Origin of the sequence: Bacillus sp. FJAT-29790, assembly GCF_019039215.1 — a bacterium.
In the GTDB taxonomy this organism is placed as follows: domain Bacteria; phylum Bacillota; class Bacilli; order Bacillales; family Cytobacillaceae; genus Cytobacillus.
Genome location: NZ_JAHNZZ010000001.1, coordinates 788148 through 806771 on the forward strand (window position 1 = coordinate 788148; position 18624 = coordinate 806771).

The 18624-nt window shown below is 41.3% G+C and carries 12 protein-coding genes; all 12 read left to right on the plus strand.

Annotation, left to right across the window (positions count from 1 at the left end):
- The first annotated feature begins 62 nt into the window (after positions 1-62).
- Entirely contained in the window at positions 63-1313 is a 1251-nt protein-coding gene (locus tag BGM26_RS03730; protein WP_217038396.1) for a Zn-dependent hydrolase, read from the plus strand.
- 171 nt (positions 1314-1484) lie between these two features.
- On the plus strand, positions 1485-2711 hold the full coding sequence (dpaL, locus tag BGM26_RS03735; RefSeq protein WP_217038397.1) for a diaminopropionate ammonia-lyase: 1227 nt from the start codon (positions 1485-1487) through the stop codon (positions 2709-2711).
- A gap of 36 nt (positions 2712-2747) precedes the next feature.
- Complete coding sequence (locus BGM26_RS03740) at positions 2748-3911, plus strand: M20 family metallopeptidase (protein ID WP_217038398.1); 1164 nt, start codon at positions 2748-2750, stop codon at positions 3909-3911.
- A gap of 464 nt (positions 3912-4375) precedes the next feature.
- Entirely contained in the window at positions 4376-5350 is a 975-nt protein-coding gene (locus BGM26_RS03745) for a nuclease-related domain-containing protein (protein WP_217038399.1), read from the plus strand.
- Between the two features lie 381 nt (positions 5351-5731).
- Entirely contained in the window at positions 5732-6796 is a 1065-nt protein-coding gene (locus BGM26_RS03750) for a M14 family zinc carboxypeptidase (protein WP_217038400.1), read from the plus strand.
- A 609-nt stretch (positions 6797-7405) separates the two neighbouring features.
- Positions 7406-7696: a heterocycloanthracin/sonorensin family bacteriocin gene (locus BGM26_RS03755; protein WP_217038401.1), complete on the plus strand. Its 291-nt coding sequence runs from the start codon at positions 7406-7408 to the stop codon at positions 7694-7696.
- A 180-nt stretch (positions 7697-7876) separates the two neighbouring features.
- A complete protein-coding gene (locus BGM26_RS03760; RefSeq protein ID WP_217038402.1) occupies positions 7877-9841 on the plus strand; it encodes a putative thiazole-containing bacteriocin maturation protein in 1965 nt (654 codons plus the stop codon).
- A complete protein-coding gene (locus tag BGM26_RS03765; protein WP_217038403.1) occupies positions 9838-11781 on the plus strand; it encodes a TOMM precursor leader peptide-binding protein in 1944 nt (647 codons plus the stop codon). Before BGM26_RS03760 ends, BGM26_RS03765 begins: the two co-directional genes overlap by 4 nt.
- Positions 11782-11802: 21 nt before the next feature.
- Positions 11803-13380 (plus strand): SagB family peptide dehydrogenase, encoded by a 1578-nt coding sequence (locus BGM26_RS03770; RefSeq protein WP_217038404.1) that lies wholly within the window; start codon positions 11803-11805, stop codon positions 13378-13380.
- Positions 13381-14549: 1169 nt separating this feature from the next.
- The gene (locus tag BGM26_RS03775; RefSeq protein WP_217038405.1) at positions 14550-15515 is read left to right on the plus strand and encodes a quinone oxidoreductase family protein; all 966 of its coding nucleotides are present in this window, start codon (positions 14550-14552) and stop codon (positions 15513-15515) included.
- 469 nt (positions 15516-15984) lie between these two features.
- Positions 15985-16908, plus strand: a complete 924-nt coding sequence (locus BGM26_RS03780; RefSeq protein WP_217038406.1) for a selenium metabolism-associated LysR family transcriptional regulator — start codon at positions 15985-15987, stop codon at positions 16906-16908.
- Between the two features lie 265 nt (positions 16909-17173).
- A complete protein-coding gene (gene sauS, locus BGM26_RS03785) occupies positions 17174-18613 on the plus strand; it encodes an acylating sulfoacetaldehyde dehydrogenase (protein WP_217038407.1) in 1440 nt (479 codons plus the stop codon).
- Positions 18614-18624 lie beyond the last annotated feature (11 nt).

Genomic DNA, 18624 nt, shown 5'->3' on the forward strand with positions numbered 1-18624 from the left:
GAAGTCATTGCAAAATTGAAATAGAGGGTTTTTTTTACAATACGAATAAGGAGAAATGTTAAATGCTATTTAAGAGTTTTAACCTATCAATCGACGCCGAACGATTGGTCAGCCGAATTAATAAACTAGGCCAAATTGGGCGTGACGGAGACAGTAAATTGACGAGGTTGGCGGCCTCTGAAACGGACAAAGCGGGGCGTGACGCGGTGGTGTCATGGATGAGGGACGCCGGCTTAGAGATCGCGATCGACCGCATCGGTAATATCTTCGGTATTTGGCGTGGTCCTGACTCTGGAAACCAAGCCCCAGTCCTAGTCGGTTCACACATCGACACAGTAATCAATGCTGGTATTTACGACGGCTGCTATGGCGTAATAGCTGGTATCGAGGTGATCAACACCTTGCGGGAGGCCGGGGTTGTCCCTTCTCGCCCGATAGCGGTTGCAGCGTTCACTAATGAGGAGGGTGTGCGCTATGCGCCCGACATGATGGGCTCCCTTGTGTATGCGGGTGGTCTCCCTATCGAGGAGGCGCTGGCAACGGTGGGTACGGACGGGACATTACTAGGTTCGGAGCTTGAACGTATTGGCTATGCGGGTACGAAAGATCCTGGCTTCTTGCAGCCACACACCTATGTCGAACTCCACATAGAGCAAGGACCGGTACTTGAGCGTGTGGGGATCCCGATTGGAGCTGTGGAAAACCTTCAGGGGATCTCATGGCAGCGCGTCACGATCGATGGTGTTGCAAATCACGCCGGTACGACACCAATGACAATGCGACGCGACGCAGGGCAAGCAGCCGCACGTGTGATGACATTCTTGCGTGATCGGATCGCCAGTTCGAACGCGCCCACCGTAGCTACAGTTGGTTGCATTAATTTCGAACCAAATGCTATCAACGTTATCCCTTCGCGTGCCACGTTCACTGTAGATTTGCGCAATCCTGATGAGCAGCGATTAAAGAACGAAGAAGCTGCACTCGCAAACTACCTCAAAGAACTTGCTGCTGTAGAGGAAGTTTCGATTTCTGTAGAGCGACTAGCGCGCTTTGAGCCGGTTATCTTCGACGCCGATATCGTTGAGCTGGTGGAGCATGCTGCCAATCATCGTGGCCTGCAGTCAAAGCGAATGACGTCCGGTGCTGGCCACGATGCTCAGATGATCTCCCGTATCTGTCCGACTGCCATGATCTTCATTCCGAGTGTCGGCGGGATCAGTCATAACCCACGCGAGTACACACGGGAACCGGATTTGGTTGCAGGAGCCAACGTATTGCTCGATGTAGTTGGCCATCTCGCAGGCGTTCAGTAAATTGGCGAGTGTACGTCGATGTAAATTTAGATTTTAAGCCTCAAAAGTAGTCTTACGACAATCGCAAATATGTATCAAGTTCCAACAATATGGTCCAAGGGTTTCAGCTATACCGTTAGGAGCATTAGTTGAAACAGAAGTAATTGTAAAATTAAAACAGGAGTGATTTTCATGCAGAAAACAATTCAAACCGATATAAAATTTGCCGAAAATAATTTTTATTCATCAGAATATAACAATGAGGAGTTATCAATTTTTGACGAAAGGGATATAAAAAGCGTACATGAATTTCAAAAAACACATAGCTCTTACACAGAAACACCTTTGCATCACTTGAAACACTTAGCTGAGCATTTAAATGTGGCAGATATCAGAGTAAAAGATGAGTCACATCGATTTGGCCTCAATGCTTTCAAAGTGATGGGGGGCATATATGCAGTTGCGAAGTACTTGGCTGATCGCCTCGGAGAGAAAATTGAAGATCTTTCTTTTCAAACATTACAATCTACAGAAATTAAAGAGAAGCTCGGTGAACTCACTTTTATTACAGCAACAGATGGTAATCACGGACGTGGAATAGCTTGGGCAGCGAGGGAGATCGGGCAAAAATCAGTGATCTATATGCCAAAAGGGTCATCATTACAGCGGTTGACAGCTATTCGCAATGAAGGGGCTAAGGCTGATATTACAGAAGTCAATTACGATGAGACTGTCAGAATGTGTGCAGACCTAGCTAATGAAAATGGGTGGATTATGGTTCAGGATACCGCGTGGGAAGGTTACGATGATATTCCTCTTTGGATTATGCAGGGATATGCCGCTATGGCAAAAGAAATCGTGGAACAAATTAATGAAGACGGTGCTGAGCAACCGACACATATATTTCTCCAGGCAGGAGTCGGATCATTCGCAGCGGCCATTGCAGGTTATATGATTAACCATTATCGAAACAATCCACCGATCATTGTTGTAGTTGAACCAGATCAAGCAGATTGTTTTTATCGTTCTTTTGTAAATAAAGAGGGTATTAGAGAAATTGTTACTGGAGAAATGAACACAATCATGGCAGGGTTAGCTTGTGGAGAACCGAACACAAGAGCTTTTCGGTTGCTTGGCCAATATGCTAAGGGAACATTCTCATGTAATGATAATATCGCTGCACTCGGAATGCGAGTGTATGGGAACCCGCTGAAAAATGACCCCCGTGTCATATCAGGAGAATCGGGTGCCGTTACACTAGGATTACTATACTACTTACGCAAACTAACGGACGACCCTCAAGCTTGTCGTGAGATTTTACTAGATTCGGATTCTCGGGTACTACTAATAAGTACGGAAGGGGATACAGATTTATCAAAATATCAAAAGGTCGTATGGGAAGGTCTTTGTCCGAATTGATGTAAAAGACATATAAATTAAATGGAGTGATAAATTTTGTTGATATTTCCGAAATCAAATGTTTTAGAACTGCTTCGTGAACTTATTAGAATTCCTTCCGTTAATCCTACCCTTGCACCTGAAGAGGGTCACAATGAAATGAAAATAGCAGAATTTGCTGTGGAATGGCTTAAAAAACATAATGTAGATGCACGTATAGAGCTTGTCGAACCTGGCCGACCAAATGTATTTGCAGAGGTTGGAGATGGAGACGGCCCAACTATATGTTTATGTGCACACTTGGATACTGTTGGTACTGCGGGGATGGAAATTGCCCCCTTCGAACCAAAAGTAGAGGGCGATCGTGTATATGGACGGGGAAGTTGTGATATGAAAGCAGGAATAGCCACTATAATGTCCACAGCAGCTACTTTAGCAGCAGCAGGTTCTATAAAGGGTAAACTTATTTTAGCACTTGTCTGTGATGAAGAATATGCTAGTATCGGTGCTGATCATTATGTGCTCCATCACAAAGCCGACGCTTGTATTCTAACAGAACCAAGTGACTTGAAAATGGTTATTGCTCATAGAGGATTTTTATGGGGAAAGGTGACAACTTCGGGTCGCAGCGCTCACGGCAGCAGATGGGATCTAGGCAATAGCGCGATCTCAAAAATGGGCAATGTAATCGTGGGGTTAGATCATTTAGATAAGAATGTTTTAAGAAATCGAAGGGAAGATCTTGTTGGCCCTGCCTCTATGCACGTAAGTCTTATTAATGGTGGTGTAGGAGTTTCCACTTATGCACCAGATTGTCAAATTCATATTGAAAGACGCACCCTGCCTTCAGAGAACGTAGACAGTATAAAATCAGAGATTGAAAGAGTGATACAGAATGCATCTGAAGGTTCCCTAATAGATTGGTACTTCCAAAGAGCTCCTTTTTCCTGTGATCCAAACGAATTAATTATTAAGCATGTAACTGAATCTTATAAATCCTTACTAAGCAGGGAGCCTGAACGTGTAGGCTGGGGTTTTTGGACAGATGCTGCAATTTTCCAGCAAGCAGGTATTCCCACTGTTAATATTGGTGCGTCCGGATTCGGACTCCATGAACCTGTAGAATGGGTTGATTTTGAGTCCGTCTTTCTGAATACGAATATTTTAATCAATACCGCTAAAACGTTTTTGAAAGGAAAAGAGGTTATAGCAGGGATTTAATGCAAATAGTGGAGACCTTCTTATGAAGGGTTTGAATTGAAATAATAGGTAATAATGCGGCCTATGAATTGGCTGAAATCATTCAACGCGTTGAAAAAACGAATGCTGACCTGATGAAAAAGGATGGTCTAAAGGGCACAATGGTATGGTCGAGGACTTCAAGTATCAGTGCATCTTTAATGCTGTAGATTTTATTCAGCTTTAATTCATAAAATTTAACTGAAAATCAGGCCTGTCCCCAGTTGGGATCAGGCACTTTTTTTTGTTATGGTGAGGTTATAATCGATTTGGCTGATAAACTATGAAATTTGGCTGACAAACGGTTGGAATTGGCTGACAATCTATCAAATTTGGCTGACAAATTACCGAAATTGGCTGATAAATGAAAGAAGCTTTAATAAAAAAGGATTTTTTGATAGCATATTGAATTAATATCTTGATAATAAATGCAGAGGAGTGACATTTTGATTAAGAAAGAGAGGAAAAAGCCGATAAAGCTTAGAAAATTGGAGGCTTTGGTGAGAAGATTGCCTACAACCCATCCTAAAAAACAATTTATTATGGATCATTTGGCTAAAAACGAAGCTGGCTTCCGTGGTGAACAGGCACTGGATTATCATTTAACATTTTTGCCAAGTGAGAATTTTTTTATTTTCCATAATCTTAGATTACAGGATAATAAAAAACGTTTTTTTCAAATTGATACACTGATTCTAACCCCAAAATTTCATCTTATCCTTGAGATAAAAAATATTTCGGGTAATTTGTTTTTTGATCAAGAATTCCATCAATTATTGCGTACCTACAAAAACGAAATCCAATCATTTTCTGATCCTCTATTACAAGTTAGAAGACAGAGATTTCAATTGCAATCATGGTTACATCATAATAAATTTCCACTTGTCCCAATTATCCCATTCATTATCATTAGTTCCCCGTCCTCAACGATTCAAACAAATCCAAGGTATTCACATTTGCTTCGAAATGTTATCCATTCAGACGCACTTCCCTTAAAAGTAGAAGAGCTAGAGAAAAATCATCAACAAGCGCTTATATCGAAAAAAGAATCAACCGCCATATCCCGGAAGTTAGTAAAAATGCACGTGCCTTATAATCCCGATATCTTGTCACTTTATCAAATTAGCAAAAAAGATATCATTCAAGGGGTTTATTGTGACAATTGTTTTTCGTTCTCGATGAAGAGAGTGTGGGGGGCTTGGCAATGTACACACTGCAATGACTTCTCTCCTCATGCTCATCTGCCAGCCATCGATGACTATTCACTATTATTCGGATCAAATATCACGAATCAAGAATTAAGAGCTTTTTTGGGAATACAATCGGAATCAGTCGCTAGAAAAATACTTACTTCAGTTTGCAGTGAATCCTATGGGCAAAAGAAAAATAGAGGCTATGAGCTTCCGATGTGGTTGGAATGAAGAGTTACTAATATAAAATGCATTCGGATCACATACCTTTGTAGGATATAATTTGCAAGTTTCACGCTTATTCGACAAAAAGGAAATGGTTATTACTGAATTTACCCTTCTTTTTGCTTAATTTTTAATAATAATGATTTTAAGAAAAAGGAATATAGTAAACTTTTACCACTCTTTAAAATATTAATAATAATCTGTAATAATAACCATTGCCTAATAACCACTTACTTACAAAATTTGTTCAAAAAGCACTCTTTTTTCACATGTTTCGTAAAGCGAAATTTGTCTGAATGATAGGTACGATATTCTATTAACACATTTTAATCGAAACAGTAGAATTGTAGATGGTTACACTAAACGATGAAAATGGGGGAATGAATGATGAGCTTAAAAAAGAAAGTTCTATCTGTTTCATTATCTAGTTTAATGGCATTAGGAGCTGTAACAGCTGTTTCGATTCCGGCAAGTGCTGTTGGAAACGGTCCAAGCGCTGGAAATGGGTCCATCCAAACATCCATCTTGCATACATATGATAGCATGGTAGACTATCTTAAAAAACAAGATGCGAAGCAAGCAGCAATGGAGCTTGAAGTCATTGGGCAAACTATAAAAGGCCGCGATATTTACATGGCTAAATACATATCTAACCCTAGCAATCCAACGATTCTATTTTTAACACAGCAACACGGAAATGAGCAGCTAACAACTGAAGGAGCACTAGAATTTATCAAACACTTAGGTACTGGCAAGACAAAAGGTGTATTGGATAATGTAAACGTATTGATCATTCCAATGTTAAATGCAGATGGCGCAATGGGCGATGTTAACTTCTCCCTTGATAACTACTTGGCTGATGGGGATCGACACCTAACTCGCTACAATGCGAATTATGTTGATTTAAATCGTGAACATGATAAAGCGACGAGCAAAATGGAAGCAGAAGCCAGGGCATTGCATGAAAACGTATTTGCTAAATACAAAATTGACTATATGATTGATTTACACCACCAAGGAACAAGAAGTGAAACGGATGGTGAACTAGTTTCCGGATCAATCCTATATCCAACAAACGCCCAAGTAAAACCAGAGGTACTAGAAAAATCGAAAAAACTTGGATCAGTTGTTTATAACGCTATTGAAACGCAGGGCTGGGGACATATTGGTAAATATAACGGAGACTCTGGCGCAAATATTGGCAGAAACGGCGCTGCGATTCGTTATGATATTTCAACTCTACTTTTTGAAATGCGCGGCATGTCAGATCACTATATTGAGTCATATGCGCTTGGTCAAAAAAGTAATGGCTATTTAATCAAGCAAACGATTACTACACTAGATGCAACGGTTAGAGCGATTGCAGATCGATCAATTGAAACAGCTGATACGAGCTTCTGGGACACACTGCCAACCCAAAAAAATAGACCTGGAGAAGAATCGGACGAATAAAGAAATAAAGCAGATTCCCCGTAATCTAAAAAAACAGGGTTGCTAAATGATTTATATTTTTCTCTTAATCTCATAGGTTTATATTAAATCGATTGTTACTTCATGAAATATAGTTGTTAAAAAAATTCCGGTCACCATGCCCTCATATGGAGACCGTTTTTCCATTTTTGTTGAGTATTAGGTCACTATGTCCCTTAAGATGTCCGTCCATTTTCTTCTTCCATGAGATGGTTTTCGTATCTCAAAGTCCGCTATTCAATAAAATTATGAAGTAATCCCACGTTATTCACCTTACCACTTTTCTATATTTATGAAATGGATTACTTCCCCCGGGTGTCACATCATTTTTCTTATTTTATTATTTGATTAATAATTCAAAATTGGAATAAAAGTGGGAAAACCCCAAAAGTTAATGAATTTCCCCCTGTTCGTTTTGAGCGGATTTACGAAGCCCCATAAAAATAGGCGTTTACTTCAGTAACAATACCTAATAATCGTTCATATTTTGTTGGGGAGACGTACCAGTGGATTCACTAATGAATGATTGTACTCTATCCCCCTTTATTGTTGCTGGAACATCCTTAAAAAAAATTTATGGAGGCTATGCCAATGTATGATTTTCAAAGAGATCTCCAAATGTTGAATGTTGGTGATTTCCACGCAAACGATGCAATTCCTTGGGATCCAAGCTCTATGGATCGACAATTTGGTCTTTTCGGTTTTGGTTCTTGTTTTGGCTTGGGGTTTGGTTCTTGTTTTGGCTTGGGGTTTGGTTCTTGTTTCGGCTTCGGCTGTTTTGGTTTTGGTGGTTTCCGTTGTGGTGGTTGTGGTGGCTTCGGTTTCCGTTGTGGCGGTTTCCGTTGCGGTGGTTGCGGTCGCTGCGGACGCTGCTTCCGTTAATCGTTTTTCGTTTTCTATCGAAAAAGATGGTTTCCAAAGGAGAAGATTTTGCCCCTGCATATGTTTTTGCCGGGGCTTTTTTCTAAAAAATTAGACATATGGGACATATTTCGGTACATAGGGTAATAGTGAAAATGATGATGGTGATTTAAGAATAGCACACGGGTAAGGAGGAGCGAAATGACGAATGTAACCCCGTCTATGCGCTTGAAATTGAAAAGGGACACGTTTTTTCTCCCTGAACCAAATAGTGGTGTATATTTTCGGAACAACTTATGTTCGTTTCGAATGGAAGGCAGTACGATCGATCAGTGGGTTGAAAAGCTTGTACCAATGTTCAACGGGGAGTACGCGTTGGCGGATTTGACGAAAGGATTGCCGGGCCCGTATCGGGATCGGGTCTATGAAATTGCGGATGTGCTTTATCGAAATGGGTTTGTACGGGATGTGAGCCAAGATCGTCCACATCAACTGTCGGATCAGATTCTTAAAAAGTATGCTTCTCAAATTGAATTTTTGGACAGTTTTGGCGATTCGGGTGCGTACCGTTTTCAAACCTATCGCCAGGAAAAGGTGTTGGCAGTTGGCTCCGGTCCTTTTTTTGTTTCCTTGGTTTCTGCTTTGCTTGAATCTGGCTTGCCAAAGTTTCATGTCCTAATTACAGATTCGGTACAGACCAATAGACGGCGTTTAATAGAACTTGTGGCACATGCCCGTAAAACAGACCCCGAAGTAGCTGTAGAGGAGGTCATCCTACAGGGGAATGGGGTGAGTTCATGGCGGGAGACTGTGCAGGCGTATCAATCAATTTTGTATGTTTCGCAGAAAGGGGATATAGAGGAACTACGGGATCTCCATGGGATTTGTAGGGAAGAAAAGAAGGTGTTTATACCAGCTATTTGCCTGCAGCAGGTGGGGCTGGCAGGTCCTGTGGTGCATCCAGACTCTATGGCATGCTGGGAGTCTGCGTGGCGCCGTATACATCAATCTGTGCTTCCCGAAGATCAGCAGTTAACCGGCTTCTCATCCACAGCAGGGGCGATGTTGGCTAATGTAATCGTGTTTGAATTGTTCAAAGAGAGTACAAGAAAGACCGAATCGGAACAAAATAATCAAATCTTTCTACTTGATCTGAATACGTTGGAAGGAAATTGGCATTCCTTCATGCCACATCCGTTAGTGGATGGTCGTGTTTCTGCCAAATGGGTTCAAGATTTAGATTTGCGGCTTGAACAGAGCTTAAACAAAGTTGAGGAGAGTAAATTGCTTCTTTACTTCAGTCAATTTACATCAGCTGACTTAGGAATTTTCCATGTTTGGGAAGAAGGGGACTTGAACCAGCTGCCATTAGCTCAGTGTCGTGTTCAGGTAGTCGACTATTTGTCGGAGGGACCGACTGGGCTTTTACCAGAACTGATTGGTACCGGCTTGACGCATGAAGAGGCAAGAAAAGAAGCGGGACTGGCCGGGATTGAGGCGTATGTGTCACAAATAGCTGATCTGCTTGTTACGACTCTACCACCACATCATGAAGTAGATGATAGTATGGCGGATCGAAAGGGTTTAGTCGGTATCGGAACGGGAGAAACGTTTGCGGAAGCTGTTGGCCGCGGATTGAAAATGTGTTTGGAAAAGGAATTAAACAAGCAATTGGCTGATCAGACGAATTTCGTCTCACGGGTTCACTTGAGTGAGATAGAAGATGAGCGATGCCGTTTTTATTTGCAAGCACTGACTACGATGCAGGGTGCACCAATCATAGGCTTAGGAAAGGAAGTGTCAGGTTTCCCTGTCGTATGGATTGGTACGAATGGAAGTTGGTACGGCAGTGTAGGTTTGAATACCACAGAGGCGTTACGGAATGCGCTACAACAGGTGCTCAAGAAGGTACAAAACCGAGCGATTTGTCAAACGACACAGGCGTTGGAGGTTTCGTCTGTACTTCTGGAAGAAAAGGAGCTTCAAAGCCTAGTCATTCATCCGTGTGAAGTTTCCACAAAACCTGATGTATTGTATTCCGCAATTAAGACCTTGGAAAGAAACGGCAAGCAGCTTCTCGTCTTTGAACTTGAATTGGAACCATTTTTGAAAGAGGGACTTGAAGGGGTGTATGGAGTTATGTTACGAGAGGAGGAAGCCAAGTGAGTGCTGTCGTATTAGTGGTCGGAGAAGGATTGTTGGCTGATCGCGTCTGTACAGAACTGTCTGCACAATACGAGGTCGTTCGTCAAGCTGATTTCGAGACAGAAATACCAGAAGCGGCTAATTTGGTTCTTGTATTGGACGATACTTGGCATCCCTCTGTTCATCAAAAAGCGGAAGAGGTGTTGCGAATAGCCGGCATCCCTTGGCTGCGAGGATTCGTTTCATTTGGTGAAGGTGTGATCGGGCCATTGGTTTATCCAGGTAAACTGGGTTGCTCCCAATGTGCAAATTTAAGACTTCTAATGGCCGGACGAGACCGTAAAGAGATGTGGGAGATAGAGCAAAGACTGACGGAGGTCGGTGAAGTGTCGCGCGATCCATGGGTATCGCGATCGGGCGTTTTACAGATGGCCCATCTGATTGAGGCAGAGGTGCAGAGCTTATTACAGGGTGATAAGGTTCGCTCGGAAGAACGGATATTATTAATCAATCTAAAAACGCTGAAGAGTTCATCCCATTTCTTTCTGCCTGACCCGTTGTGTCCATTTTGTGGTCAATTACCTGACGATTCAGCGACTGAGGCCCGAATATCGCTGCAACCTAGTCCAAAGATTAGTTCCGATAGTTACCGCTGCCGCTCGATGGATGATCTGAATAAAGTTTTAGTTAAAGACTATATGGACAATCGGACCGGCTTATTAAATGGAAAAATGTATGACATCGTGACGCCATTTGCCGATGTCGGAGCCAATTTGCCGTTGTTCTCAGGGGACGAGGGAGTGGCAGGTAGGACACATTCATATGCGGTAAGTGAGCAGACCGCTATTTTAGAGGGGTTGGAGCGGTACTGCGGTTTGTCTCCCCACGGCAAACGAACAGTGGTCCATGATAGTTTCCGCAATCTGAAACATGAAGCACTCAATCCGTTCAAGGTAGGGGTGCACGCGAAGGAACAATATATGAAGCCTGATTTTCCGTTCGAACCGTTTCATCCTGATCGCTCAATGAATTGGGTATGGGGCTATTCGTTTACGCAAGAGCGTCCGATTCTTGTTCCAGAGTTGCTTGCTTATTATAGTTTGGGCTGCGGTGACGGATTTGTGTATGAAACTTCCAACGGATGCGCATTAGGCGGAAGTTTGGAGGAGGCCATTTTCTATGGAGTGATGGAAGTAGTGGAGCGTGATTCGTTCTTGATGACTTGGTACGCGCAACTAACACTCCCGCGTCTTGATCCTTATTCAGCAAACGACCAAGAATTACAGTTGATGATTGAGCGTGCACGAGCGGTTGCGGGATACGATCTATACTTCTATAACTCGACAATGGAGAACGGTATTCCAAGCGTGTTGGCGTTGGCGAAAAACAGAAAGGAAAAGGGGATGAATATCATCTGTGCCGCCGGTTCGCATTTGGACCCAGTGCGAGCGGCGAAAAGCGCGGTTTACGAGTTGGCAGGTATGATGCTGACGCTTGACGGGGAATTTGAAGCGAAAAAGGAGAAGTATGCACGAATGTTGCAAGATTCTTCACTAGTACGGAAGATGGAAGACCATGGAATGCTGTATGGTTTACCGGAAGCGGAAGAGCGCCTGAGGTTTTTATTGGACGAAACCCGTCCGATGCGAACGTTTGATGAGGAATTCAAATGGAAGGCAAAGCATACAGATCTGACTGATGATTTGCAGGATATACTTCAAGTGTTTTGCCGATTAAATCTAGATGTAATTGTAGTGGATCAAACGACACCGGTAACGAAACGAAACGGACTGAATTGTGTGAAAGTGCTGATTCCCGGCATGTTGCCGATGACATTCGGGCACCATCTTACTCGCGTAACAGGGCTGGATAGGGTGTTAACAGTGCCAATGGACCTCGGATACTCGAAACAACCGCTGACACATGAACAGCTCAATCCATTTCCACATCCGTTTCCATAGTGGTGTTTAGGAGGTAGGAGGATGGTTCTAGAGGCATTTCTGCACAATCTTCATTTTGACAATGAAAAAATCACTCCGCCGGACTGGGAAGTGGACTGGGATGATGCACCGCTAGCCTATAAGCTCTATCGCGGCTTGCCGGTTGTTCCTTTATCTCTAGAAGTACCGCTGACGCTAGACGGAAGGGGAATACCTGCAAAGCCTGACCTTCGTACAATCGGTCATTTTCTATGGTACACGTTTGGCCTTACTCAGGTTTCCCAGTTAGTCCCTCCTTTAGATTCCACGGAAAATACGGTTGACTTCGTGCAGTCGTATAGGCGATTTGTTCCTTCCGGTGGGGCGTTGTATCCAAACGAATTATACGTGTATTTGAAGCTGGAGGATCTGCCTGCTGGGGTGTACCATTATGATGTAGCACATCACAGCTTAGTGTTATTGCGAGAAGGAAATTTCGATTCATATATAGCCCGCGCTCTGGGTCATCGCTATGACGAGGACACTTGTTTTGGGACTGTTTTTGTATCGACCATGTTTTGGAAAAATTTTTATAAATACAATAATTTTGCCTATCGTCTGCAAGGGCTGGATGCTGGGGTGGTAATTGGACAGTTATTGGAAGTAGCAAAAAGTTTTGGCTTTGCATCAGGTGTTTTCTTTCAATTTCTTGATCGGGCCATCAACCATCTTCTTGGGCTTTCCGAACAGGAGGAGAGTGTGTATGCGGTTATTCCTCTATCTGTGGAACCTACAAACTGGTCAAATAACCGGAGTGACGTAGCCGGGATTGTCTCTGCAGACGAATTGTGCCGAGAATTGACATCCCTTCCTTATAATCACTATCAACGGTCGCAGAAGGTCGCAGAGTGCCCGTTTTTGACTATGATGAATGAAGCATCTATGCTGGAATCAACGCAGTCGTTTCGAAAAATCGAGGTGAAGAAGAATCTAAATTGTGACGGTCAAGCACAAGTTCTTCCTCGCATGAAGAGGATGTCGTATGATCTTGCAGCGGTCTGCAGAGAGCGATATTCTCCGGAGATGGATTTCGTTTTGGGAAAGGTAAGTCAGTCTCAACTGGCCAATCTTTTGCAGGAGACAATTGCTTCCTTTTCATATCGCAATGATTTGGATGTAGCACATTCGAAGCAAGAGTCTCGTGTCTCGCTGTATGTCTGTTTGTATAATGTTGAGGGCATTCAAGATGGTGCTTATTATTATGATAGTGCTGCTCATGTTTTACGGCAGGTAGATCTTGGAGATCATCGACTCGAGTTACAAAAAGGATTGGTTGGATTTAATGTGAATTTACACCAAGTACCACTTTGCCTTAATGTGGCAGGGGATAGCGATCACTTAATACCAGCACTCGGTTACAGAGGATATCGTATCCAACAAATGGAAGCGGGTATGCTGACACAGCGATTATTGTTATCTGCGACAGCCATTGGGATGGGGGGACACCCACTCCTCGGGTTTAATGCGAAAATGAGTGATGAAATTTTCAAGATAGATACACATGGAAAAACCAGCCTAATCCAAATCCCGATTGGTCCATATCGACAACGTCCATGGATGAAAGGCAGTTTGCATAGTTAATTGAGCCTAGTAAGGAAAGGGTTGTGAAAAACCTGTTTTTATGAAGCGCCTTGGATAAGGGAAAAAGTGTGAACATGGTTTTGGTAGTATTATCTCTCTTATATTTGTGGAAATTGAGCGTGCGAATTCAATGATCGTATAACTGGAAAACGAGGCCTGTTCCCCAATGTATTTACGAATTCACGCATTGGGGATCAGGCACTTATTTTTGATTATGGTCAAGTTATAACTGATTTGGCTGATAAACTATTAAATTTGGCTGATAAATTACCGAAATTGGCTGACAAACTACTGAAACTGGCTGATAAAAGAATATATCCGAAAAAAAAAGAACGCACTGTCGGTTAGGATAGTAACTAACGTTGGATTCACGGAACTGTTTGAAGGGTTTCTTCTGTTTTTTCGCCTGATTTATCTGGTCAAGTTGTTTTTATCCTCATACAAGAGCTTCTGGCTACTATTTCAGATATTGAAAGTAATAAACTTGTTATGAACAAATTCGTAAAGCTCCGAATGAAAAATGTCCACATTAAGGCAAATAGGGGCTATGTGTAAATTTCCCCCTGAAAGCGCTCTTTTGTCATTAAAAACGGGACAAGCATTTGCGAGTGATTTAGAACTCCAAAAACTCCACCAGCTAATAGTTGATTATTTTACTCAAATAAAGGAAAAAGATGAATATCCCCCCTTATCTTTGTTTGAAAATTAGGGGGTTATTTAATGTAATTAAATCATATGTGGATTTAGATTAGTTGTGCAGTTGTAATATCATTCTTAATCACAAATCTTCTTCAATTGCTGGATAGTAGAAGGGCATTTTGGAAGACTTATTAGTGATATAGAAACAAATTGAAGCAGAGAATAACTGTTTATTCATTCCATGAAAGATAGTAGTTAAATTGTGGGGAATAATAGTGCATAATTTAATCTTAGCGACACCAGAATCAATGCCAAAATGGTCAAACGGCTCAAGTTATTGTAGAATTTAGTTTTGTACTTAATCCATTGGGCAATAATAAATACATTTCCAGAAGATGATAACATTTACTAAATTAGTTTCTCTAAGCATTTTGTTATGGAATCAATTCCGGCAGGTTTTAGATGTTTCACTAGCTAAATTGCTTAACACAAATTCCGTAATGTTATGTAGTAATTTAGGAGGTAGAAAAATGAAAGCATTAATTATTGAATCGTTCGGTGGACCTGAAGTGTTGCAGTATAAGGAAATTGCTGATCCTATTATAAATGAAAATGAAATCTTGGTAAAAATGCAGGCGATTGGCTTAAATTTTGCTGATATTTATAGAAGGAAAGGCCATTACCATTTAGCAGGAAAACCACCTTACATATTGGGTTATGAAGGTGCAGGAATTGTAGAACAGGTTGGTTCAGTTGTTACTAAGTTCAAAGTTGGAGATCGTATTGCATTTGCAGATGTCCCATTTGCAAATGCAGAGCTAGTAGCCGTTCCTATTGAGAAGGTTATTCCTATACCGGATGAGATCTCTTTTGAAACAGCTTCTTCCGTTTTACTGCAAGGCCTAACCGCTCATTATCTAACAAATGACAGTTATCAAGTTAAGTCAGGGGATACTGTTCTTGTTCACGCTGCAGCGGGAGGGGTAGGTCAGCTGCTTATTCAGATTGCAAAAATTTTAGGTGCTCAAGTAATAGGTCTTACATCATCCGAAGCAAAATCTTCAGCTGCTTATGCGGCTGGTGCTGACAGTGTATTCTTATATAGTGATAAATGGACTGAAAAAATAAAGGAAAAAACCAATGGTCACGGAGTAGATGTTGCTTACGATTCTGTGGGATCTACATTAGAAGATAGCTTTAACGTTACAAGAATCGGAGGCACGGTAGTATTTTATGGGATGGCAGGAGGGGACCCTACGCCAGTGGATCCGCGAATGCTAATGGATACTTCAAAAACATTAACTGGTGGAGACCTTTGGAATGTTCTAACATCCTTTGAAGAAAGAAAAAAACGTTCGGGTCAGCTGTTTAATTGGATCAGTAATGCTCAAATAAAAATTACAGAACCTACTATTTTTTCATTAGAAGATGGTTGTAAAGCACATGAATTACTTGAAAGTCGAAAAAGTACAGGGAAGATTTTATTGCTTCCATAAAAAACAGGAAACACAATTCAGAAATATATCTTCTTATATAAATAAATGCAGCCTACATACGGCTGCATTTTTGTTATAATCGCGGTAAAAACACGCAGACTGGAGTTTTTATTGTTACTTTATCCTCATCATTTTTATGTATCAAAAAGTAAATGAATAGCAAAAGGCTGTTTTTTTACCTAAATAATTGAATTTTCTAAAAATTTCAGGTATAATAGAAAAGGTCAAGTAGTTAATCTAGTTGATTAAATAAAAATCAGACATTCCTTTCCATTTTGGAAGGGGATGTCTGATTTTTTAAGGGCTCTCCCCTCAATACGATATGGATTGAACAGGTAGAGGGTCATACAAATTTATTTTGAGAGAGAAAAAGAGCAGTTCGGTAAATAGATTCACAATCAGTAGGTTCTATCAGTGTAATTGATTTCTTCATGTGATTTAAATAGATTTGCTAGGGAGGATGCATAACTTGAATTTTGAACATCTTAAAGTATTTCACATGGCAGCAAAGAAAAGGAATTTTTCTGAAACAGCCAAATTACTACATATGTCACAACCGAGTATCAGTTTGCAAATTCGGCAGCTTGAGGAATCATTAAACATCAAACTGTTTAAACGGACGACGAGAAAAGTCGATTTGACCCCAGCTGGTGAGATCCTTTTTAACTCCTCCGAGAAAATCTTGAATTTAATTCATCAGACAGAACAGGAGATTGCCCTTCTATCGGATTCGAATTATGGTGTTTTGAACATTGGCGCCAGCATGACAATAGGAGAGCATATCCTCCCATACGCTTTAGGGAAATATAAAAAGGAATATCCAAACGTAAATATTATCCTTGAAATCTACAATACAGATCAAATCATCGAGAAACTAGTCAATGAGGAAATCCATCTCGCATTTGTTCAATCGATGATTTCTTACCCGAAATATCGTCAGCTCCCCTTTTTTGAAGATAAGTTAATCCTAATTGCATCCAATAATTACACTCATCCGCTTTTGGATCACCAGCAACGAAGCATTAGCTTGAATGATATGTTTTCACTCCCCTTAATTTTAAGGGAAGCAGGCTCAGGAACAAGACAAGTCATAGAGGAACAGCTGCGTCGTAACAAACTAAATCCTGAAAAGCTTCAGATCATTCTTGAACTTGAAAACACCCAGTCTATAAAATCAGCAGTTGAATCAGGTATGGGATTATCGATTATTTCCCAAGCATCCGTTCAACACGAGCTCCGCTTAAAAACACTTCGTCAATTTTCTATCGAGGGAATGAACTTAAAACGAAATTTTTATTCTGTTTACGATGAGAAAAGGCTAACATCTGCAAGCGAATCCTTTCTTTTATTTCTTCATAATTACTACAGCATGAAAAGTAAGACATCAGTGTAGATATGGACCCTAACTGACATCCAGGTGTCAGTTTTTTAAATTTCTAATAATCGAAAAAGCCAATAGATCAAGCCAGAATGGAAATTCATAATAATTCTTTATATATGTAATAAATTATCCAAATATATCAAATATTTAAAATATATTGATAATTTAAAGGTGATTGAATTACCATAAGGAGGCAGGCTTCCAAAATTTCTAAATCTGATGACCACATCATGAAATTGGTAATGAAAGAAAAATTGGATAGGATGGAGGAGCAAGTATGACAAAGAACGTAAAAGATCATGTGAAAAGCGCAGGTGTGATCGATGTGAAGGATGTTATTTCAACCATGATGGAAAAAGCTAGGTCTGCGATGAAAACTTTTAATGGATATTGCCAGGAACAAGTGGATGAAGTGGTTCAAGCAGTTGCCTGGGCAATCTACAAACCGGGTCATGCAGAGGCATTAGCAGAACTTGCATTAATGGAAACAGGTTTAGGCTGTTATGACGACAAAGTCACAAAAAAGCGGCGTAAAACGCTTGGAACGCTTCGTGATCTAAAAGGGGCCAAATCAGTTGGCGTAATAAACGTTGACGTAGCTAAAGGAATCACCGAAATAGCAAAGCCGGTAGGTGTTGTCGCTGCCGTCGTTCCTTCCACAAATCCTGGTGCTACACCAGCTAATATCGCTATGATGGCCTTAAAAGGACGGAATGCGATTATCATTGCCCCATCACCAAAAGGATTAACTACAAGCCAATTGCTTCTTCAATATATTCATAAGGAATTTGAAAAAATCGGTGCACCTCTTGACCTTGTTCAAGTTTTGCCGCCGCCAGTCAACAAAGCCATTACAAAAGAACTAATGAACCAGGCTGACTTCGTTACAGTAACAGGATCTGCTAATAATGTGTACAACGGTCAAACATCCGGAAAGCCAAATGCTTGTGTTGGAGCTGGGAACGTTGTATCCATTGTAGACGCAACTGCCAATATCGAAGAAGCCGCCCGTAAAATTTATTTGAGTAAAACCTTTGATAACGCTACAAGCTGTTCCAATGATAACTCTGTGGTAATTGAAGCCGCTGTCTATGACGAAATGATTGCTGCATTGCAAAAAGAAGGAGGTTATCTTTGTAACCAAAAGGAAAAAGAGCTGCTGCAGCATGCCATGTGGATAGATGGAAAACGAAATAGCAGAACAGTTGCGAAAGATCCTTATGTTTTGGCAAAAGAGGCTGGCCTGGAATGTGCAAAAGCGAAAAATGCAAAGTTTTTTATGGTCAAAGAAACAGGTGTCGGGAAAGAATACCCTTTTTCTGGAGAGAAACTAGCCGTCGTATTAACGGTTTATAAGGCCGCTGATTTTAATGAAGCAATAGAGCTGACAAAAGAGATTCTTCAATACCAAGGCCGCGGCCACTCTTGCGGGCTGCATACGACTGATGAATCACATATAGAGCAAATCGGGATGGAGATCGATGTGTGCCGTCTGTTAATCAATCAAGTTCAGGTATATGGGAACGGGGGAAGCTTCAATAACGGCCTTAATTTTACACTTTCAATGGGCGGTGGTTCATGGGCAGGTAATAATATCGGAGAAAACTTATCATATAAACATTTCTTGAACATCACAAGGGTTTCGCGTGTTATTCCAGAAGTGGTACCTACTGATGAAGAACTTTGGAGTACGTATTGGAACAAATATGGCCGCTAAAGAGGAGGGAT